Annotated in this window: 18 protein-coding genes; 1 reads left to right on the top strand and 17 read right to left on the bottom strand. The window is 34.6% G+C overall.

Annotated elements, in window-relative coordinates:
• Positions 1–15 precede the first annotated feature (15 nt).
• The 5 genes from JM172_RS20615 to msrA form a co-directional block, all read right to left on the bottom strand.
• A complete protein-coding gene (locus tag JM172_RS20615; protein WP_214484262.1) occupies positions 16–1,362 on the bottom strand; it encodes an aspartate aminotransferase family protein in 1,347 nt (448 codons plus the stop codon).
• 738 nt (positions 1,363–2,100) lie between these two features.
• Positions 2,101–3,006 carry an NAD(P)/FAD-dependent oxidoreductase gene (locus JM172_RS20610; RefSeq protein WP_214484261.1) on the bottom strand — a complete coding sequence of 302 codons (906 nt, stop codon included), beginning with the start codon at positions 3,004–3,006 and terminating at the stop codon, positions 2,101–2,103.
• 152 nt (positions 3,007–3,158) lie between these two features.
• A complete protein-coding gene (locus tag JM172_RS20605; RefSeq protein WP_214484260.1) occupies positions 3,159–3,296 on the bottom strand; it encodes a hypothetical protein in 138 nt (45 codons plus the stop codon).
• Positions 3,297–3,889: 593 nt separating this feature from the next.
• Positions 3,890–4,855, bottom strand: a complete 966-nt coding sequence (gene uvsE, locus JM172_RS20600; RefSeq protein WP_214484259.1) for a UV DNA damage repair endonuclease UvsE — start codon at positions 4,853–4,855, stop codon at positions 3,890–3,892.
• 307 nt (positions 4,856–5,162) lie between these two features.
• Positions 5,163–6,119: a peptide-methionine (S)-S-oxide reductase MsrA gene (msrA, locus tag JM172_RS20595; RefSeq protein WP_214484258.1), complete on the bottom strand. Its 957-nt coding sequence runs from the start codon at positions 6,117–6,119 to the stop codon at positions 5,163–5,165.
• Positions 6,120–6,427: 308 nt separating this feature from the next.
• Here msrA and JM172_RS20590 point away from each other — a divergent pair, with 308 nt between their 5' ends.
• Complete coding sequence (locus tag JM172_RS20590) at positions 6,428–6,799, top strand: hypothetical protein (RefSeq protein ID WP_214484257.1); 372 nt, start codon at positions 6,428–6,430, stop codon at positions 6,797–6,799.
• A 540-nt stretch (positions 6,800–7,339) separates the two neighbouring features.
• Here JM172_RS20590 and JM172_RS20585 read toward each other — a convergent pair.
• The 12 genes from JM172_RS20585 to JM172_RS20530 form a co-directional block, all read right to left on the bottom strand.
• Entirely contained in the window at positions 7,340–7,528 is a 189-nt protein-coding gene (locus tag JM172_RS20585; protein WP_214484256.1) for a hypothetical protein, read from the bottom strand.
• A 299-nt stretch (positions 7,529–7,827) separates the two neighbouring features.
• Entirely contained in the window at positions 7,828–8,415 is a 588-nt protein-coding gene (locus JM172_RS20580) for a YpmS family protein (protein ID WP_214484255.1), read from the bottom strand.
• 28 nt (positions 8,416–8,443) lie between these two features.
• The gene (locus JM172_RS20575) at positions 8,444–9,232 is read right to left on the bottom strand and encodes an SGNH/GDSL hydrolase family protein (protein WP_214484254.1); all 789 of its coding nucleotides are present in this window, start codon (positions 9,230–9,232) and stop codon (positions 8,444–8,446) included.
• 269 nt (positions 9,233–9,501) lie between these two features.
• Positions 9,502–10,095, bottom strand: a complete 594-nt coding sequence (locus JM172_RS20570) for an SCO family protein (protein ID WP_214484253.1) — start codon at positions 10,093–10,095, stop codon at positions 9,502–9,504.
• A 170-nt stretch (positions 10,096–10,265) separates the two neighbouring features.
• Entirely contained in the window at positions 10,266–13,109 is a 2,844-nt protein-coding gene (locus JM172_RS20565) for a VWA domain-containing protein (protein WP_214484252.1), read from the bottom strand.
• Entirely contained in the window at positions 13,093–14,904 is a 1,812-nt protein-coding gene (locus JM172_RS20560) for a vWA domain-containing protein (protein WP_214484251.1), read from the bottom strand. Before JM172_RS20560 ends, JM172_RS20565 begins: the two co-directional genes overlap by 17 nt.
• Before the next feature lie 9 nt (positions 14,905–14,913).
• Positions 14,914–15,789 (bottom strand): DUF58 domain-containing protein, encoded by an 876-nt coding sequence (locus tag JM172_RS20555; RefSeq protein ID WP_214484250.1) that lies wholly within the window; start codon positions 15,787–15,789, stop codon positions 14,914–14,916.
• Positions 15,786–16,793, bottom strand: a complete 1,008-nt coding sequence (locus JM172_RS20550) for an AAA family ATPase (protein ID WP_214484249.1) — start codon at positions 16,791–16,793, stop codon at positions 15,786–15,788. The genes JM172_RS20555 and JM172_RS20550 overlap by 4 nt, the downstream gene beginning before the upstream one ends.
• A gap of 4 nt (positions 16,794–16,797) precedes the next feature.
• The gene (locus tag JM172_RS20545) at positions 16,798–18,390 is read right to left on the bottom strand and encodes a hypothetical protein (protein ID WP_214484248.1); all 1,593 of its coding nucleotides are present in this window, start codon (positions 18,388–18,390) and stop codon (positions 16,798–16,800) included.
• Between the two features lie 4 nt (positions 18,391–18,394).
• Positions 18,395–19,246, bottom strand: a complete 852-nt coding sequence (locus JM172_RS20540) for an ABC transporter permease (protein ID WP_214484247.1) — start codon at positions 19,244–19,246, stop codon at positions 18,395–18,397.
• A 2-nt stretch (positions 19,247–19,248) separates the two neighbouring features.
• A complete protein-coding gene (locus tag JM172_RS20535; RefSeq protein WP_214484246.1) occupies positions 19,249–20,181 on the bottom strand; it encodes an ABC transporter ATP-binding protein in 933 nt (310 codons plus the stop codon).
• Positions 20,178–22,589 carry a hypothetical protein gene (locus JM172_RS20530; protein ID WP_214484245.1) on the bottom strand — a complete coding sequence of 804 codons (2,412 nt, stop codon included), beginning with the start codon at positions 22,587–22,589 and terminating at the stop codon, positions 20,178–20,180. Before JM172_RS20530 ends, JM172_RS20535 begins: the two co-directional genes overlap by 4 nt.
• Positions 22,590–23,041: the final 452 nt, after the last annotated feature.

Below are 23,041 nucleotides of genomic sequence, written 5' to 3'. Positions count from 1 at the left end.
TCAATACTAGGAATCTTACATCCCTATAATTTGCAATTCTTTTTGCACTTCTTGTAATGATATTTCAAAAAGGTTAACTAGTTCATCAATTTCTTCATTAGAAATAGTCAAAGGAGGAGCTATTAATACAGCATCACCACCAACCCCTTCTGTTCCAGCGTTGGCTGGATAAACAAGCAAACCTCTCTCCTGAGCTTTGTGCACAACAATATCTGTTACATTTACCTCTTCTTTAAATGGTAGTTTACTAAATATGTCCGATACAAACTCAACACCAATTAACAGACCTTTCCCCCTAACATCACCGATAATTGGGTTGTTTTGACGTAGTTTATCCAATTTCTCCATCAAGCTATATCCCTTTTTTTCAGCTGATACTACTAAATTATGTTTTTCTACATAGTTAATTACTGCTAATGCTACTGCTGCTGATTGTGGATTCGCACTAAACGTATGGCCGCTCATGATTGTTTTTGATCCTTTAATAAATGGCTGCATAACATGATCGCTTACTAACGTCGATGCTATTGGTGTATAGCCCCCACTCAATCCTTTCCCTAAGGTGATAATGTCAGGTTCAACATTCCAATGGTTAATTGCAAACATTTTTCCAGTACGCCCTAAACCTGTCATTACTTCATCTGCGATAAATAAAATATTATTTCTTTCACAAATATCTTTAATCGTTTGATAATAATTCGAAGGTGGAATAAGTGCACCAGCAGCAGCTCCAATAATCGGTTCTGCAATAAAGGCTGCTATGTTCTCGGCGCCAATACGTTTTATCACTCGTTCAAGCTCTGTCGCACACATTAACTCGCACGAAGGGTATGTTGAATGATATGGACAACGATAACAATAAGGAGGTGGAATAATCGGTAAATCGTCAAGTAAAGAAATAAATCGAGCCCTCCGTTTTAAGTGACCAGACATAGATAATGCGCCTATGGTTATGCCGTGGTAACTCATCCATCTAGATAGTATTTTATTTTTTCCTTTCATATTGCGCTCCTGCCAGTATTGAATGGCTATTTTCATTGCTGTTTCGGTTGCTTCTGAACCACTATTTACAAAAAACGACCAATGAAAATCACTTGATGTTAGCTCACTCATTTTTTTAGCTAGTTGTTCGGCAGGTTCATTTGTAAATTGCGAACGATAAACAAAGGAAACTTTTTTCGCTTGATCTGCCATCACGTCTATAATTTCTTGAACCCCATGACCAATACTTGCAGTAATCGCACCAGATGATCCATCTAAATATTTTTTTCCTTTAGTATCGTACAAGTAAATACCTTTACCATGACTAATAATAGGGTACTCTTTGTCTAATACAGGTTTAATTAAATGAGTTTCCTCCAAACTATAACCTCCTTTCATTAACAAAGGCTGTTTATTGCTAGGTTGTTTTCCCATCGATTAGTGCTTTTCGTTTTTAGGCACAAGCACCTAAGCTGCATTTTTGGCATTTTTTCTACGATTACATGTATTGAGCTCTCATAAAACTCAACATACTGTCCATTTTTAGTAAAAATAATAACATTGTTTACGAAAGAGCCTTTTACAATGATTGTGATTTACCTATTAAGGAATAACCAAGTATGCAACTTTTGTTACGTATACAAGTCTTAGCTTTTCACCCTTGGAGTTTCAAAATCAGTATCCGTTGATAAATCCCTAGTTAATTTTTTTAGAGTTAGAATAGCAACTTATCCTCTTTACACATCATATGTAAGAAAGATTCACTTTTTTCTAACTGAAAAAAATTTATTTATTATTCAACATATACGGTACAAAAATAAGTGGTTTTAGATTGGTAGATATCAGGTAATTTTGTATATTTGTGTATGATTCCTAACTTTTTTAGCTCAAGAGAAGTTTTGTGACATATGAGGATAGTTAATAATGAATATCATGAGTCTTTATTATATAAATGAGAATTAATAAGATGAGGAAGTTATTGTTGAATTAACTCGGGATGATCACCAAGTTTTAATATCATCCAATCGCTTCAACAATCATTTTGTCATATAAGAGGCTAAAATAACATTTGTTCGGAGGATAGTAACTTATATTAAATAATGTTTAATAAGATAAAATTCACCTTTCTTCAAAAATACGTTTATGGATCCAAATAGCTGCTTGGGCACCCTCCCCCATCGCTAGCGTTACTTGTTCAGAATGTATAGTGATGTCACCTGCAGCCCATATATTTTTAACACTTGTTTCTTTTGTGCGATGATTTGTGACGATATGATGATTCTCCATTCGTTCTACTCCTAGCTTGTATGCTAAGTCACTGTTCACTTTATTACCTCCAAAGCCAATAAAGCCTCGATCAGCCATAATGATTTCTCCGTTACCAAATTGAACTCCTGAAAACTGACCTTCCCCTTGTACTATAATCTCCGTAATACTTTCATTAGCTAATGTGATATGATGTTCACTTAGCTCGCTCAATAGTGATTGTTTGATAGTTTCTTTGCCATGGTTTACATAGACAATATTTTCCGACCAGTATGTAAGTGTTATCGCAAGAGATGCTCCAACATTTCCCGAACCTATAACTATAACCTTTTTATTTGTCACTTCGTATCCATCACAATCCGGACACACATAAACCGTTAACCCTAAACATGGTACAAGTTTAGGAATGTTGGGGAACCGTTCAACAATACCTGTTGCAAACAACACTCTTTTTGCTTTATATGAGTCCCCCTTTTCACCGATTAACACAAATAGCTCATCCTGCTTCCTTACATCTACTATTTTGTCTTTGATAAAACAAACTCCTAAGCCTATCGCATGCTCTTTACCTAATTGACGAAGCTTCTCTCCACTTACACCATGAGGCCAGCCCAATATATTATGGTAACACCGGCATATTGAAGACCTCCCTTGGTTATTGTCAATGACTGTAATACGATGATTATATCTACCTAGTTGGATTGCTGCTTGAAGTCCTGCTATTCCTCCTCCAATAATGAGACAATCATTTTCCACCATACTCCACGCCCTTATAACATTATTTTTTTATTTTTTTAAGAACTACAATAAACAACATATTCTTTATTAGATCCTTAAATAGATAGTAAAAACGAACTCAGATGTTTCATCCTCCATCTGAGTCAAATTATTTTGCTTGAAAGCAAGCTACCTTAAACTTGTCGACGCTTGTTCTTTCTAGATTTAAAAGGCACTTGTTTCTTACTTTCAATAACTCTTTTATTTCTCTCGTCTATTTCTGCATCATTTGCTTCATAAATTAATTTAATTTCATAATCATTGTTAAGCATAAATATACCTCCAAACAAACCAAACTCCTACCATACTTATCATGACCGAAAAGCTGTCTCAATATGCACTAGGCTAGTTTGGAGACTGTATAACACATTGTTTCAATTTTTTTACCTATGTTGCAATAAAAGCTAGTTGTTCAAAGTACGATAAATATACTCAAAGGGAAAACAGTTTTTTATGAGTTTTTATTTTAAAATTTGATTTATAAATGAAGTATATACGACGAAATACATGCAAAATGATCACCACTCGTCTTTGTATTATGTTTAAAATGAAGATGGTTAGCATCTTGTTTACATAATGTTTTTATAGTAAAGTTAGTTTTCTTATCTAAAGTATCTAGGGTCTGTTCAATCGTTGTAAGTAAAAAAATAGACCTCTATCATCACATATAGTAGGTCTAATGCTGTAGCTATTTGTTATTGGCTGTTTTTACTTATTTGCTGCTTTTCATAATAAGATTCCAATACGCATATTGCTAACGTTTTGAGTAATCTTTTCTTCTCTAATGATTATAAAGATTTATATCATCAAGATACCTAATTCAAATTTAAGCAAGAAAAACAACAAACTATAAGAAAGAGCGCTGTTATTTCATGTAAAATGTAGAACCATCAATTATTTCAATTTGTTCTACCATCTTTAACTGTTCCATAATTGTAAACAATGCTTCGTCCTTTCTTTTCGCTTCAATCATACAATCAATTTGCGGAATGCTACCTTTTATCTCATTCAAAAAACGCATGAACATTGATAGGTCAATATAATCTGCATGATGCCTAAAAGCTGTTTCGCTTTTCGGACTTGAAATATGCATTTTAATTGGGAGTGGTGATGTTTCCCAAGTATTCACAATACGTTGCCAGTTCATTTGCCAACTTTCTTGCTGATGGTGTGCGAGGTGATGGTGATAATCGAAGACGAGTGGAATATTTAGTTTTTCACATAAATATAGTGTATCATCAACTGTAAATGAAGTATCATCATTTTCAAGCATGATCATTTTTTGAATTGCTCTTGGTACAACCATCCAATTATCTACAAATCGTTCAAGTGATTTTTCCGTTTCCTTATAGTTACCTCCAACATGCATGACACAACGGTGAGTTATATCAATTCCCATTGCCTTTAGTAGTATAAAGTGAAGCTTTAAAGTTTTTAATGAATTTTGTAAGACGTGCTTTTTGGGAGAATTTATAATGACAAAATGATCAGGGTGAAAGTCGATCCTCATTTGATGCTTGTTGACAAAATTTCCAATATCACGCAGTAACAATTTTAATGGCTGTAAAAAATTCCAATCAACAAGCTCTTCGTGGGTTGCTAATGGAATTAGCCGTGAAGTGAAACGATAAAAATGAACATCAGATGCAACATTATGTTTTAAATGTTTGAAAGTGTTGTTTAAATTTAACTGTGATATTTGTTCCAATTTATGCAATGCTGCCTCTCGATCCTGTATTTTCTGAAATTGTGAGAAGGTCATTGTTTTTGATGGAGAGGAATTTGTCAGTTCCATGCTCATTGCAACATATCCAAGTCTAACGATCGTCATAGTATTTACCTCACAATAGTCATAGATGAGTAAAGCAATGCGGTCTTATTCATTATTAACAAATATTAAAATGATATGTAAAGTTTATATTAAAGTTCATAAGAATGCGCTTAACAGATAAGTCCCTATCTTTTTGATGGGGTTTTATCCGTTAAGCGATTGTATTTTTTATTGTCTGTAAATGCATAGGTTGATACTATACGAATTAAAAATGATTACGTGGACAGCTTTCATTCGTGTCATCTTGTCTTTTATCTTATATATTGATGAAAACTGCTTAAATTTTTGTAAAAAACAAGCAGAGACTTTATTTTTTGAATAGTCTCTTAAAATCACCATAGCCTTGTTCTTCTAGCTCATCCTTTGGAATAAATTTTAGTGCAGCTGAATTAATACAATAACGTAAACCGTTAGGGCCTGGACCATCCTCAAAAACATGCCCTAAATGAGAGTCTGCTTGTTTACTTCTCACTTCAGTTCTTACCATATTATGACTTACATCCATATCTTCTTTGACACCTGTTTCATATATTGGTTTAGTGAAGCTAGGCCAACCACAACCTGAATCAAATTGTTCGAGAGAGCTAAATAGTGGTTCACCTGAGACAATGTCCACATAAATCCCTTCTTGCCTATTATCCCAATATTCATTTTTGAAGGGTGGTTCTGTACCATTGTTTTGTGTAACCTCATATTGAATTGGAGTTAACCTTTGCTTTAATTGTTCATCTTTTTTTGTGTCTCGCCAATGTTTTTTCAAAAATGTATCTCTCCCTGAGCCTTGTCGGTACATTTTATAGCGAAACGGATTTTTTTTGTAATAATCTTGATGATATTCTTCAGCTTGATAAAATGTCATTGAAGGTAAAATTTTTGTTACGATAGGTTGTTTAAACTTTCCACTTCTTTCGAGGTCTTCTTTTGATTGTTCTGCTAATTTCTTTTGTTCTTCTGTATGATAGAAGATAGCAGTTCTATACGAATCCCCTCTGTCATGAAATTGTCCACCAGCATCTGTAGGATCAATTTGCATCCAATATAATTCTAACAATTTTTCGTACGGAAAAACCTCTGGATTAAACGAGATTTGAACTGCTTCGTAATGACCTGTTGTTTCAGAACATACTTCCTTGTATGTTGGATTTTCTTTATGTCCACCAGTATAACCAGATATTAATTTGTTAATGCCAGGTTGCTCGTCAAAAGGCTTAACCATACACCAAAAACAGCCCCCAGCAAAAGTAGCTAATTCATTATTTCTCATCTAATCACACCTTTCAATTGTATGTAACTGATAATACATTTTTTTTATAAGAAAATGCAAAAGATTAAGCTTGTAAAAATAAAGCGATTATCGAGTTTTTCTACGATTATTAAATGATATATGACGTAACTTCTCCTTAATAGTTAGAGGTCAATAATTTTGTTTAGCTCTAAGTCTTGAACTATTTTCGTATTGATAGGTCCTTTTCACAAGAAAATATAACAAATACGACCTATGTCATTATTGTAAGATGCACTAATTAAAAAGGAGGTATTGAAGTCATTAGAAAAAAGTTATTATACCTTGCTATGATTCTCATTTATTTATCTTCTTGTAGTAGTCAATCGGATGAATCAAAGTCAGAGAAAAACAATGTAACAGAAGTTGTGATATCAGGAGCTGAAAAAGATCCGGTTGACCTGAACAAAGGATCACTACATGTAGAAATAACATTACCAATTGCATTATTCCTAGAAAATGAGATTGAATTAATAGCTTCTGATGGGATTATTGAGATAAATGATAACGGTGACGGTACTGTTACGTGTATTATGTCAACATCCAAATATGAGGAAATGAAGCAGCATATGTACGATAGTCTATTAGAGACGATAGTATGGGTTGAAAATAATAAAGGTAATGTTGCCTCTTTTCTTCATGACAATTCAATAACTAGGTAAATAAAATCCCTATTAGAAAATCAGAAAATTATATGATTATTTTTAATCCTATAAATTGCTTAGCAGTTACACATATTGGCATCATTCGGTAGTAATGCTATAATGATACAAAAAATTAACAAAGGTGTGATGATACTTGTCTTGGGGTATTGTTATCTTTATTGCGATTGTATATGCTCCAATTTTTTATCGGTTAAACAGGCGGATAAACCAATTGGAAGATGAAGTACGGCGTTTAAAAAATAACTAGTTTGTTTGGGCATACTCTCTTACACTATTAGTAGAAAAGTAAGGGAAGAAATGAACGGTCATGTACGGGGTTTTAATTAAATTTTTTAAGCCATTTGTTTACTAATGGATTTCATGTCACTATTTTTTCTATGTTAATGATCGGAAAATTAACCTTTTAGCGACATATGCAAAAATATAAGCAACACAGATTGTAACAAAACCTTTTACAAATGAAGACAACAATAAATGATAGGTGGGGTAAATTCCCCACCTATTGTTGTTCATAAACCTTGAATATGAAGGAAGATTTCATTGTTGTTCTGTTGTTAAATATTCAATGGCTTTAACATTTTGCTTTAAACTCAGTTCTAATTTCTCAATTTCTATCTCATTAAGTACATTTGGATTTTTCGCAAAATTTGCTAACTTATCTATTTCTGCAATGATGTCATTAAACGTTCCTTGCATATAATTGTGGAATTGTCCTTTTACTTGCATCTTCCAAGCTCCCTCCAATATAAAATATCGTCGATTTACTCTTTAACATATGTTTCGACTAATATTTTGCAGTTTATGGGGGTTGCACTAAAATTTCTTTAATAAGGCTGCTTTCGCATTGATTGATGTTTTTCATATTAAGAAGTAATCCCTACACATTAGAGTGCGTAGCAGCTTTTCTACTGTATATTGAGGACTAACAATGTAAAACACTTTTTATAAGTACTTCTTTGATAACAATTCAATGTTTACGAAAATAACCTTTAGCAATTTGTGACAAGTGAGTTTCGATACTACACTTATTTTATAGCTGGAAATAATAAAACCATCTCAATATGATCATTTGCTAAGTCAAATTTATTAAACTTCATTTTCATTCCTTCATCATCTATCTGTAATTCGTTAAAGTTAACATTTATAAGCTTCTGAGAAGGCTGAATAGTAATCCAATCTGGTATAGGATAGTGGTCACTAATATATTTTAATATAGCGGATACTGGTATTTTGAGGTTCCCAACTGACATTGATTGTTGTTGTAAAACAATCGTACCATCTTCCTGCAGATCGGGAATAAAGTCCATTACCATATTTATTTTTTTCCCAAACATTGAAACCGTTCCTATTAACTCAACAGTTTCTCCTAAGATCACCTCGTATTCAATTGGTTGATCTTTCGATTGTTTTTTAATGTTATAGTTGATTAATTCATTAAGTTCTTGTTTGTTCGTTCTTATCAAAAATTCAGAATATTCATCATCTGTTGTAGATCGTTCTTCTAATCGGACATGATCATCCGACTGCATGATTAAATAACTAACATAAAAAACAACAATTATATTTATTGTCAATAGTCCTAAAAAAAGCCACTTCCAATAATGTTCTTTCATCATAATCCCTACTTACTTAAATTTTAGCTTAGAAATTTCTTTGAAATTGTTGATAGCGTTGTTTTAAGCTATCATACACTCTTTCTGCAATTAGTTGATACCCCACTGTATTGGGATGAAAATAATCATTATTTAGTAACGCTTTCGTATTTTTTTCAAATAAATCTCCAATTTCCACAAAAAGGGTCTGTTTGTGGCCCAAAGCAATTTGTTTGCTTACTTCATCCCATTTTCGCATAATTATATTTATTTCTTCCAAATTATCAAACCAAACACTAAATGGATTATATAGCCCAATGATCACGATAATGCAAAAAGGGTTTTCACTTCTTATTGCTGCTAATATTTCACCTATATTTTTTTCATAGTTTTGTTGCTGCTTATCGAACATCGGAATAGTGAGCTCGAAATAGTTATCACGAACCACCTTCATAATATCATTGCCACCTATCGAAGCTACCACTATATCTGCATTCTTTAAAGAGTGAATAATCTCATTTTGTTTAACGAGCTCTAATAATTGCGAACTACGCAAGCCTCTTTTACCGAAATTATTCACTGTAACTTTATGTACATAACTTTCCTTTGTTAATAATTCCTTCAAAAAGCCAGGATACCCACCCATTCCAGAGCTATCTCCAACACCTTTTGTTACAGAGTCTCCAAGTGCAACGAGAGAAACAACGCCATTTGACGCGGCTTTTACTCTTCTTGCTTCATACTTTATTACATCTGCTTCACTCATCTCTGCATAAGTATGATCATTTCCTAATAACAAGCAGCAACTAATACATACTATCCAAAACCTGAATTTCATGACAACACCCTCAAGCTTTACGATATAGGTTAAGTATCATTAGTTTATGACTTGTAATTTGTAACATGTAGCATTCATATGAAAAATTATTGGTAATTTAGGAATGTAGGAAGGTCTTATTTACTTTGACATGGACAAGACAAATTCCTTCTTTTTCTGGAATACAACTTAAATTTATTCATCCCTAAATTGTAGGTTAATCAAAAACGTCGATGACCCATAAAATGAACCATCGACGTTATGTTAATATTTACTAATACACCCTTAATCTATTGCAGCACTTTAATATGCGAAACGATTTCGTCATATGGTGTATCTGTTACTCCTGAATAATACTTGATAATTGTACCGGTTTGATCAATTAAATAAAAGTCGATACCATGTATAACTTGATCTTCATTTTTCGGCTTTTGGACATATGTCTTAAAGTTACTTTTTGCAAACTCTTCGATAAAACCTTGCTCATAACCAGTTAAAAAATGCCAGTTGTCAAAATTCGCATCAAACTTCGTCCCATATTCCTCTAGTATTTCGGGGGCATCCACTTCAGGGTCTACGCTAAAGGATACGAATTCAATGCCTTCTATTCCTTCCTCTTCTAACATACGTTGTAACCTTGCCATATTTGCAGTCATCGGAGAGCATACTGTCGTACAACTAGTAAAAATAAAATCAGCTACCCAGATTTTCCCTTCTAAATCATTAAGCCCAAATGGCTCGCCATTTTGGTCAGTAAAAGTAAAATCTTCAACAGGATATTTCACTTGATTAGGTATTGCAGCCTTATCTGATTCAGCATTCCCGCATCCAGCTAGGATAAATAATAATGACATTGTGATAAGTACAAGATATTTTTTTGTCATACAATTTGTTCCTTTCTTCGCATTGACTGTAAAAATGCCCATCTCATACAGTCAATTTTTTCAACCATTTTGATTATAATAGAAAAATACACCATACTCCAACATTAAAGATAGTATATTGTACTATTAAACGTAAAGAAAGAAATATCACAGACACTAAATTGTCACAATTAACGACGTCTTTTATTTTTTGCTTTTAATAATCGATCTAGCCGAGCCTCATGATCATCGGTTTGATCAACTTTACTGTTCGCCTTATTATCACCATTATTTTTGAGAATCTTATTATCCTTTTGCTTAACGTTAGAAATAGGCTTGTTACTAACGTTCTTTGTTACATTTTTATCAATAGTCATTTTAGTCTCTACTTGATGAATACGATGTGTAGATACCTTTTTCTTTTCTTGTAATCTTCCGAACGTTTTTTCTATTTTTTCATTTTTGGCAGCAGCTTCATGCTGATGGTTTGAGCGCATGGTAGCTACCTTGGCAATAAGCGGCTGTATACCAAATCTTCTTATAGCAATTTCTATAATAAAAAGGAAGAAGGCTAGCAACAATAATAATTCTTCAATCGTTTGCTTTTTCACATTTTTATTTGTTAACGCTCGAAATGCATGTTCAGGACTTTCTATTACCTTACCATTCCCAACCGTTACAATGTCTTGAAGTAATGGATCATTTTCTTTTTTTACTTCAAACTCTTTTGAATATGGAACTACTATAGCTTTGTTAAAAGTACTCTTAATTTCTTCTCCTTCACGCTTCATTAATTGCAAATAATGAATTCCAGGTTCAGCAGTAAAGCTCATTTCATACTTTCCTGGAGCTATACTACGTACCTCTGCATCAACCTCTGAACCCTGGTCGTCCACAAGCTTGCTCTCTAATGGCAATAAATCTGTGTCGGCTGATTCAATCGTTAGTACTACTTCTTTGCCATTTGTAGTTTGAACAACATCATATGCATCCTGTTGAAATGTAGGTAACGTCCATGTAATTAGATCATTCCACATAACAGGCCACTCATTCCATGCTGGCCAAGCTCCTGCCCATTCACCTTTTAGATCAGACGTCCAAGCTATTGTTTTACCTAAACCGGATTTCCAACGAGTTAGCACTGGGTCACCCTTTTCAGATGTAAGAACTGTTTCAGCCCTTCCCTTTTCTGTCGTCGCAATATAAGCATTCATTTTCGGAATGCCCTCGCCAAACAATTGCGATACACTTGTACCTGCAATTGGTGTAGGATAAAAAGGATTATCTTCAATGTATGTTCTAGTAGTCAAAGCCGTTTCTCTAGACAATATACTAGGAATTGTTGAGGCATCAGCGACATCGTAGAAACGCCCATTTCCTTCCATTGCTAGAGATTCAAGTAATCTTCGGTCTGCATCTGAGCCAATTGCAACAGTCGAAATCGTAATATTGTCATTTAATCCATCAGATATTAATGAGTTATAGTCAGCATTCGTTGCAGATTGACCGTCTGTTAATAAAATGATGTGTTTTCGTTTTAACTCTAGAGGAGTTAATTGTTCATACGCTTGCTGTAAAGCGGGAAAAATAGCTGTCCCTCCACCTTCCTGAATTGAACGAATACTATCTACTACCTCTTGTTTATCATCTAGGGGTGCAGTTTCAACAATTTGCCATGGTTTGTCGTCAAATGCGATAAAACCAAGAGTATCTTTATCTCTTAATAATTCAACCGTTCGTGCAGCAGCTTCTTTAGCAAGGTCCATTTTATAACCTGCCATACTTCCTGAACGATCTAACACAATAGCCATTCCTAAGGACGGCATTTCTTGTTTACCTTTAAGCTCCATATCCACAGGAAGAATATCCTCAATCGGTGTTTTAAAATATCCACCAAGACCGAAGCTTTCCATTCCACCTGTCATGATGAAGCCAACACCGAAATCATTTACAGCCGTTTTAATCATTTCCATTTGTAATTGGCTGACCTTTGTAGCTGAAACATTAGCAAAGACGATTGAGTCATATTGTAGCAAAGCAGCAATATTGGTAGGCAATAACTCTGGTTTTGTTTCTACTATATTCAAGCTGGCTGAATTAATCGCGTTTGCTAAATTATCCGCATCACCTTCGTTGCCTTCAACGATCAAAATAGTTGGTGTTCCTTTTACGCTAGCAACTGCATGGGCAGCATTATTTTGTTGTACTTCATCACCTTCTGCAATGATTTCTGCTTTATATGAATGCAATGTAGTAGAATCTACGATATGTGAAAAAGAATAACTGTTTCTTCCTTGCTTTACATCAATCTTTTCACTAATAATTTGTTCATTGTTTTTCGTGATTTGTAGAGTAGCATTCAAATCTTGATTACTTTCTATATCTATACTTAGCTTTGCTTGCTCCCCTACATATAATGTAGATGGTACTTCAAGGCTTTCTATCGCTACATCAGTTTTAGTTGCCGGTGCAAATGGCATTACATCAATTTCTATACCTTGTTGAGCTGCAAATTTCGTAGCCTGCAAAGCATCACCTACGTTTTCATTCCCGTCTGTTAATACTACAACCCTGCCTCCTGCATTTGACAGCATAGACGAAGCGAGTTGAATACCTTCTGCTAGATTTGTATAATTTGTTTTTTCCATAACAGGCAACTGCGTCGTATTTAACGGTTTTTCTGATATGGAACGAACTACAGATGCATTATCAGCAACAGATACGATACCATAGCGGTCCTCTACTTCCTTCTTATCTACCGCATCCTCCACAGCCCCAACCATCTTATTTTCTTGTTGGCCAACACTTGCAGAACGATCGACGACAAATACAGTCGTCACTCCATTAATTGGGTATAATATAGTCGGTACCGTCAAGGCAAGGATTAATAATGTATATATGATCGATCTAAGCGTAATAACAGACAATTTTTCAATCTTACCTAGCTGTGTTTTGTCTTTCGCAAATAACACAATCGTCATAATTGCAGGTATAAATAGTAAGAGCAGGAGAGGATACTTAAGCTCTAATCCCACGTCGGTACACCTCCCATTCCACAATTAATATCATAGTGGCAATTAATATAAACCAGTATGAAGCGACATTATGCCGTTTGCTTGTATTGTTTTCAGCTTTAGAGTCAGATTCAGCTAAGACAAAACTTTCTGAAGACACCATCTTCTTTTCACTTTCTTCTAAGATGACTGCAAATAACTTTTCCTTCTGTCCATCTTCACCGCGTTCAATAAACCTATAAATTCCAGGTTCATTTGGAACTGCTAAAACCCCATCATCCATAGTCATTTCCTTCACTACTTCATAATCTTCATTAAGAATAGAACGACTTGACGCATCCGTCGATAAAGAAACGTCTCTTACCTCACCAGGAGAAAAATAACCTAGTTGAGAATTCTGCTCAGTTAAATAAGTGACCGCATTATATAAAAAGATCGGAAAGCTTGCATGTAGAGGCCAATCTGAATCTTCGATATCCATGGACAAGAAAATAATAGGATGTCCTTCATATGTGCCCTTACTAATAAGATCCGTTTTACCACTTGATGCAATTGTAGATAGTCCTAAACCTTCAAGTGGGTACGCATTTTGAACGTAAATATTATTCATGTTAACAAATTGAAATAATGGATCATTACTCTTCACTTCAATTGCTTGTTCAAGTTGTACTTTTTCTTTTACTTCATAAGAACCACCTAAGGTAGGTGACAGAATCATTAACGGACCATCGGGCCATTTGTCCTCAGGTAAATTACTTACGATATATACTCCCTCTTCACTGTCTGTGAGGTCATCAACACTGTCTGCTTGAACTACTTCTTTACTCATATTGACGAGTGCTTTAGATATAAATGGACTCACATTACCTATTAGATTGACGGTTGGGTCATCATTTATATTCATAAAAGCAACACTGCTATTATCGAGCTGATAATCATCATTTACATTAATTGTTGCTTTGTAATAATCGTATTCAGGCAGTTGAGGAATTTGAATATCACGTATTGTTTTAGGCTCAATTTCTTCCTTTGATGTATGCAATTGCTTACCATTCGACTCAATATTTATTGTAAATATTACCTTACTCGCTGAATCATTTGCTACTGACGCAACCGCCCTTATCTCATCACCAATTTCACCGACACCGAAAGATCTTAAAGAAATATTATTTGTTGAAGTACCGATGTTATTTACAACAATCCTCTCGTCAACAAACATTGTAGCTATGTCTTCCTCCAAAACCGAATCAGAAAAAACTTGGATTTCACCTGTATCATCTGCTAATAACGCAGCTCCATACTGAATTGCTTCAGCAATGTTAGCATTCTCATAAGACAATTGTAAATCACTAATCACTTTAAGGATGTTTTGCTTATTCGGATCTTGTGATAATAAAATTTCCGGCTTCTTACCCGACCCAATAATTGTGACTTTTTGAGCTTGTAATTTATCTATCATTTTTACAATCTCATTTTTTGCTATATCAATACGGCTTTCATCTTTTTCTTTAGCACTCATTGATGCTGATGTGTCTACCACGATAACAATGTGATCCCCTTCAATTGCTGAATCATTAAAATACGGTTGGGCTAAAGCGATAATAATCATGGAAAGGATTAGCAGTTGTAGGTATAGCAGGATGTGACGCTGCAACCTCCTCCACCATTTAGATGCTTCCCACTCTTGCATCACTTGTTGCCATAACAGTGTCGATGGAATCACTTGCTGTTGATATTTTTTTCTAAATAAATAAAAAGCGATAACTACTAATAAAAAGATACTTAATAACAAATATGTTGGCGCTATTAATCCCATCTACTCACCTCACACAATCCAACCTTTTGGCATCAACGATTCAAAAATAATTTCTTCAATTGTTTCGTTTGTAGAACATCTTATAAAACCAATTCCACGATCAAAGCAAAATTGCTCTAGATCCTCAGTATGTTGGTTTACACGGTTCACATAATTTCTTTTAATTGAAGGTAACATTGAAACATTCATTTGTTGATTCATCTCACTATCTATTAATTTTAAATCACCTTGATAGTTTGGATTAGTTTCTTCTTCCGTTAATAATTGAATTACATATAATTCCTGTCTATTCGCCTGAATTTTTTTAAGAGCAGCCTTTATATCATCTAGTGGCTCTAAAAAGTCACTTATGATGATGCTCACACCTGATTTAGGAACGATGTTTGTAGTAATACTTTGCGAAAATGTAGTTTGTTCTGATACACTATTTGCTAACTCACTTATATAAAAAGCAGCCTTGTTAGCATATGCTCTCCCTTTTTTATAAAAAAACGGAGAGTCCGTAGAACATACTGGAAAAATCCCAACTCTATCATCATGACTTAATGACATATATCCAAGTGTAGCTGCTAACCTTTTAGCCAAAAGCCATTTTTCGTCAATTAGATTCATTGATTTTGAACAATCTAAATATAAAGAAATAACTAATTCTTGTTCATCTAAAAATCTCTTAATATAATGCTTGTTTGTACGTGCATATATATTCCAATCAATTTGTCGCAAGTCATCACCTGGCTGATATTGACGATAATCCGAAAAGTCCAATGATTGCCCTTGTTTCATTGATCTTCTTGCTCCTTGTTGGAAGCCACGCTTTTGTCGTTTTGATTGAATTCGATGCTTTTTAAGACGCATTAATAAAGCACTGTCTAAAATTTTGGTCATTTTTTATTCACGCTTTGCTCAACAGTTGTAATTAATTCTTCAATGATGGTATCTGTACTAATACCGGCCGCTTCACCTTCAAAATTTAAAAATAGCCGATGCCGTAAAACAGCTTTCGCACACTTTTTAATATCTCCTTTTGAAAGATGAACTCTACTATTACTTAACGCATGCACCTTGCCGATTTGTATCATACTTTGTAACCCACGAGGCCCTGAGCCATAACGAACAAACTTTCTTATCATCTCTGGTGAAGAATCATTCGTAGGGTGACTTGCAACGATGATATTGGTTGCAAATTCTAACACATCGTCACTAACAAGTATCTCTTTAGCAAGATTTTGGATTTCAACTATATCATCACGATTGATCACTTTTTGTAATGATGGTGTTGTCGTTGTTGTTGTCTTTTTGATAATTTCCTTCAGTTGTTCTTTCGTAGGGTAATCGACGTTAATTTTCAATAAAAATCGATCCATTTGTGCTTCTGGTAATGGATACGTACCTTCAGTATCCAACGGGTTTTGGGTCGCAAGAACAAAAAAGGGCTCTGCTAATTTTTTCGTATCACCCATAACAGTTACTGTTTTTTCAGCCATGGCCTCAAGCAGAGAGCTTTGAGTCTTAGGTGTTGCACGGTTAATTTCATCAGCTAAGACAATATTCGCAAAAACTGGACCTTCGTGAAAAACAAAGTTTTGCTTTCCATGCTCGTTAGGCTCTAACATCATTGTCCCAGTAATGTCAGAAGGCATTAAATCTGGAGTGAACTGGATTCTTGAAAAATCCAAGTTCATAACCTCAGAAATTGTTCGAATAAGCATCGTTTTTCCAAGTCCGGGTAACCCCTCTAACAATGCGTGTCCACCAGCAAAAATCGTCCATAATACTTGGTCAACCACGTCCTCTTGCCCTACTATAAATTTAGAAATCTCTAGTTTAGATTTTGAAATCTTATCTGCAACTGCTTGTAATTGTTGCTCTTTTTGTGCTAATTCTATCACGATTTTACTCCTCCCCTGGATCTATTTCTGTGAAATAATCCTTCACAACTTCTTCTAAATACGATGGTAAATCTGAGCGATCAATACTCTCTCTATATGATTGTGCATATTCTCCATAAACTTCCTCATACGGACGTAACGTACCATTTAAAATTGGGCCCTGACTCTCAGACTGTTCACTACTACCTTTACCCAATTCGCTAAAGTCATTCTCAATCGTATTAGTACCGTTCAAATACTCAGGTATTGTTAGTTCACGAGATCCTTGACCAAATCCAGCTCCAGATCCACCTGCACCTGAGCCTGTTCCACCTGAGCCTGATCCCGACCCTGAACCTGAACCTGAACCTGAGCCCGACCCTGAACCTGATCCCGACCCTGAACCTGAGCCCGACCCTGAACCTGAGCCTGAGCCGTCTCCTTGATTATTACCTGATTGTGATTGGTTGCTACTGTTCGTTCCACTTTGACTATTTGTTGCAGTCGTTGAAGCACTGTTATTTTGTTGTAAGGCCAGTTGAGAAGGTGTCCCTAAACCAGCATTAGCCATTTGCTGTTGTAGTGATGCTGCTGTCTGCTGTAGTTGTTGTTGTAGCTCATCAAGCTCTTGCAGTGAGTTAGCTTCAGCAAATGCATCATTTAATTGTTGTTCAAGGTTTGCCAATAATTCATTTAGTTGTTCTGCCGAAAGCTGTTCCAAGTCTGGCTGTTGCCCAGTAGTTTCTGCAAGCACAGATTCTATTGCTTCTTTATCATTTTTAGGTAGCCCGTTAAGGTCCTTCTTTAACTTTTCAAGCGCTTCTTGTAATTTTTGTTTATTTTGCTCTGAAAGTGCAGCAGACAATTGGTTCAAGCTAGATTGATTTATATTTTGTTGAATCTTTTGTAATAACTGCTGTTGCTTTAAGGCTTTTTCTTTCTTATTCGCTAGCTTTGCTTCCTGGGCCTGTAAATCAGCTAGCAATTCCTTACTATCTTTCGGAGTTGACAGTTGTTTTTTTAGATCATCAACGTCTTTTGCTAACTTTTTATCATCTGGCTTGTTGATTTTTTCAATCTCTTTTTTTGTTTCTTTAGTTATTTGCTTATCGATCTGTTCAAGCTTTGCACTCTCCATGACATCATTAGGAAACATGAGTGATAATGTAGTACATACCGCCAACATTACCGAAATAACAATCTTCTTGCCATGAAATAAAGACAGTTTCCTCGTTTCTACTTGTTGATGTTCCTTTTTCATATGTGATAAAGTATCACGTCGTTGCAATTGACTAATAATCGATTCATCATTTATATACGACAAGGCTGTTTGCACACGATCTTCACCGACATATTCATCATAAAGTTCTGCTGCAACTTGATCTTTAGGTCTGTTTTTAACAGTTAATATAACTGATGTTATGATAGCAACAACACTTATGGCCAAAGCGATCATTATAGGGTGAAGTATTATGATAAACCTCGATGCGATAGCTAGGAAAAAGAATATACTAGCTACCGCGACAAACACATAATGAAGGTTGGTACTCACATGTTCCTTGAGCAATTTCTTTTTAAGAACTTTGAGAAAAGAAAAGAACTTCTGTTTTTCTTCCACTTTATCACCCTCTCTTCGGTTTCATTTTTGGGCGAAGCTTCTTAATGCTGATTAGTAAACATATAACTGTAATGATTAAATAGGAAAATGTAAAACTAATGAATAATGAAAAATCAATATTTGTCATATCAGCAAATTCATTTGCTGCGTTCGGTTCAAGTTCAGCAAGGATCACCGCAAATGGGTTAAACATTCCACATATATATGCAACAACATTTGTTGGTTGAGGATTGGCATTATATGAATATCCAGTCATTTGAAAAGAAAATAACATAATCGCTGCTGTACCAGCTGTAAGAAATAACATAACACCATACGTAACAATCATTGATACGATTGTTTTACGAATAAGTGTAGAACATAAAATACCTATACTCCCTACAGTTACTATCGTTAGTAAATAAATGACAAATACTGATATTAAAGTATTCGGTGACACCCCACCAAATAGGAAGACGATACTATATAATGGCAGTGATGAAAAAATGATTAAGAACAAGTACGCCAATGAAGAAACCAGCTTGCTAACGATAATACTCGTTGAAGATTGCTGTGTCGTTAACAAGATGTTTAATGTTTGTCTTTCACGTTCACCACTAATGGTACCTGCCGTTAACCCAGGGGTCATAAATAATATGAGCCCCAATTGTAGAACTGATATGATCATAAACATTTCTTGACTTTCATTCGGCTTAACAATTCCGCCTGGAGAGTTTGAACTATCTAAATAAATATATCCTAGTGCAATTCCTCCTAAAACTAATAGATAGAATAAAATGCCAAGGAAGCTTTTAAATGAACGAAAACGGAGTTTAATCTCCTTATTTAACACTGGATTAATTAATAGGCTTCTCATTGTCACTCTACCTCTCTCGTGATTTCTAGGAAAATATCTTCCAGGTTAGAATCTTCTTCACTAAATGAAAGAATAAGAAGGTTCTCAGACAACGCTTTTTTTAATAAGTTCGTTTGTTCCTGATCATCCCCTGAAAAGGCAAATGATAAAACATTTTCAAACCTTTCGTTCCTGTGAAGATTTGTAACAAACTGTTGGTCTTCAAAAAACGCATAAGCTTTTGCCATATCATCTACTAATTTTACATTAATTACTTTATTTGCTTGTAATTGTTTTTGTATTTGAGCGACTGATCCTGTCGCTACAAGCTTTCCGCTGTCAATTACCCCAATTTCATCACACATCTCAGCAAGCTCTGGTAAAATGTGAGAAGAAATAATAATCGTTTTACCCATGTTCTTTAGCTCTTTTAAAATCTCACGCATTTCAATTCTTGCACGAGGGTCTAACCCTGATGCAGGTTCATCCAAAATTAGCAATTTTGGATCATGAATTAAAGCACGAGCGAGGCAAAGCCTTTGTTTCATTCCTCTTGATAGCACATCCACATACGAATCCTTTTTATGTGATAAATTGACCAGTTCTAATAGCTGTGGTATGAGCACGTTTCTTTCACGTTCTGGAATGCCATAACTACCACCATAAAAATGTAAATATTCGATTGTTTTGAATTGATCATAGACCCCAAAAAAGTCTGGCATATACCCTATTGACTTTCTAACATTTTTTGGATCCTTCGTCACGTCATAACCGTTTACATATGCTGTTCCAGATGTTGGTGCCATTAATGTTGCCAAGATCGAAAAAGTAGTTGATTTACCAGCACCGTTGTGACCTACAAACCCAAATACAGTACCTTCTTTTACATTGAGGTTTAATGAATCAAGTGCGGTAAAGGAACCATATCTTTTCGTTAAGTTAATTGTTTCTATCATTTGATTTCCCCCTCAACTGAAATAGTAGGCACACGAATATCTTGATGGTCCGATACTTCTAATTTTATAGTTATTATGCCATTTTCATTAACAAACTCGTTGACATTTTCTTTAAAGTTAAAGAGCTGTTTACCTGACAATTCAACCGATTCACCTGTGACATTATTCAATAAGCTATATGCACCAGATGCTTCACGATTTAAGCTAATTTTCAAGCTGGAAAGTGATGAATCTTTTGCTGTTATGGATGAAGGAATTTGATAAGATATCAAATATTTACCTTTTTCCATATAGATCCAGTCTTCACCGTACTCCAAACCATTGTCAACTACTCGACCATTTTGTCCCTCCTCAACTGAGACACTTGGTATAATAGTTCCTTCAGGTAGCAAAAATTCTCCTACACCTACAGTATCTATTTCTACATTTTGCATTAATAGGTTCAATGCATTATTAACTGATTTTTTATCCTTTATTGATATATCAGTAATTGAGTCGTTTGTAAAAGCGACTAGAAGAGGCTGATTATGTTTTGCTAAAGAATATCTATCACTTATGGCTGTTGATAATAAACGATATTTTCTCCAATTCTCTAAGTCATTCTTTTCTATTTCCCCACCCCAAATGTCCATTCCTGGAAAGGCAGACAATGCACCAGAATGTGTTGGACCAGCTACTACGTTAGCCAAATTATTTGATTTTATATCCAGTGATATATCCGTTGTGGTACCTCGCTTAATATTTCCTAGATCATAAGCATGGCTACCAGCGACTAAATACACTTCCTGCAAATCCAAATCTAATTGGTTGTTTAATGACCCTACTAATTTCCCATTTTCTACTTGAAGCTTCACATCAATTTTGCCTATAGGCTCATTTGTAATATTTCCCGTCGCTGAGCGTAAAGACCAATATTCAACGTCATTATAAGTAAGTGCTGTCTTACCTTGACTACTTTCAACCATAGCAAAATTTTCAATGACATCAATTGAGTCAGAATAACGGTTTAATATTGGAATAGGTTGATACGATTCAGACTTTGAAGTAAGGGTATAATCACCACCATTGTTGGATAAGAATGTAACAACTCCCAATCCGTTACCAACACCTTGTTCATCGATAGCTAATATACTTACCTCATTTACTTTTACACTACCTAAACGATCCTTCGCTCCGACGAAAAATATTGACACAGTCACTAGAATAGAAATTGTTGGAATGATAATCCAAGCTTTTTCCCGTTGATCAACTTTTCGTAGAATAATATATAGAACAGGGATGATTACTAATAAGTAGATAGCAAAAGTAAGTATCAATATATTTAACGGTATAGCTGATGAATGGAATATCTCTGCAATTTCTGATAAATCATAATGGAAATAGTTTTTATCATAATTCTTTTCTACAAGCTTTGCAAAGACATCGTCCCACCAATTTGCATATCCACTCCAATTACTTAAACTTTCTGCTCCTATGTTAAAAGTAAATTGAGTTATTTCACCACTACCAACATCTTTATTTAAAGTGATAGGTAATGAGTTATCAGAAAATACTACCTTCGTTTTATCTACTAAATCTCCAGTCATAATAGGAATATTGGTTAATGTCGGCAAATCATCTCCACCATACTGCTGTAAAAAAGCAAACTGATCAATAAATTGTTCATTCGTAACTTGAAGTGGTAATAAATTACCTACTTCCCCTAGCTGGGTGGCTATATTCGGTACACTCCCAATAATTAAATGTCCCCCACTATTCACCCAATTTTTTATAGCCTGTTGCCTTTGTGTTGATAAAGACGTCACTTGAAAATCATTAATAACGAGTACATCAAACACTTGTAAGCCTAGCTCTTCATTAGGTAGTTCATCTTCTTGTATATTCAGTACCTCTACAACTTCACCATTATACTTTGTAAGCTTTAAAAAATTCAGTGAGTCCGGCGAGTCAGATAACACACCTAAAACTAAACGACTTTCATTTAAATTGATCGGCTCAAGATTTTTATTACCAATTAACTCAACTTCTTTGTTATCTTCCCAGCTTCCCTCATAAAATTTAATTAATGATTCTTTATTTGAGGTTTGCATACGTACTAAATTTTCCTCAAGTCCTGAAATTGAAGTTTGAATTTTTTTTGTTTCACCTTTGGCAAGCTCCACATGGATAACAGTATTACCGACTTTGCGATTAGTTTCAGAAACAATTACTAAATCTCCACTTACCGCTTTCTCATTTTCGTTTGATAACGTAATGGTTACTGGAAAGCCTCGTCCCCTTTGAACCTTTTTGTCAAAACCATATGAAACATCAACCTTTAAGTCGTTAGCTGCTAAAGCTGTTTCTGTAAATAAGACACTACCTACTAGTAATAATAGTAATACTAATATATATCGCTTTATCTTCAATGCTTCCCTCTCCTTAACAAAATCTAATTTCTCTTTTTGTGTTTTCTGTATTACTACTCATAGTACAGTGATATTATATCTAATATCATTATTTTTGTGAAGTGCATAGTCAAAGTTTTTTCAAACCTACAAAATATTAAACGACATATACGCACAAAAAGTTACATAACATATGTACTATTTATCACCTTATTTCCTTATTGTCGTGTCTTATATTACAAGGTAATTCTTAAGTTTTTAATTACATAAAAATGAAGAATTTATGAAGATATGTTTTAAATAATGGATGTTATCAATATGCGACAAATTCCAGATACATTCAACGCGTACAATCATACGTATTATTAACCCTCTTAACATTACAGCAAATAACCCCATTCTATATTGCAAGACGGGGTTAACAAAATTATAGTGCTAGTTCTGAGCTAAATTACCGTATTGAAGAACTCTAG

The sequence above is a fragment of the Bacillus sp. SM2101 genome (assembly GCF_018588585.1).
In the GTDB taxonomy this organism is placed as follows: domain Bacteria; phylum Bacillota; class Bacilli; order Bacillales; family SM2101; genus Nanhaiella; species Nanhaiella sioensis.
This window is presented reverse-complemented; position numbering and strand designations above follow the sequence as displayed.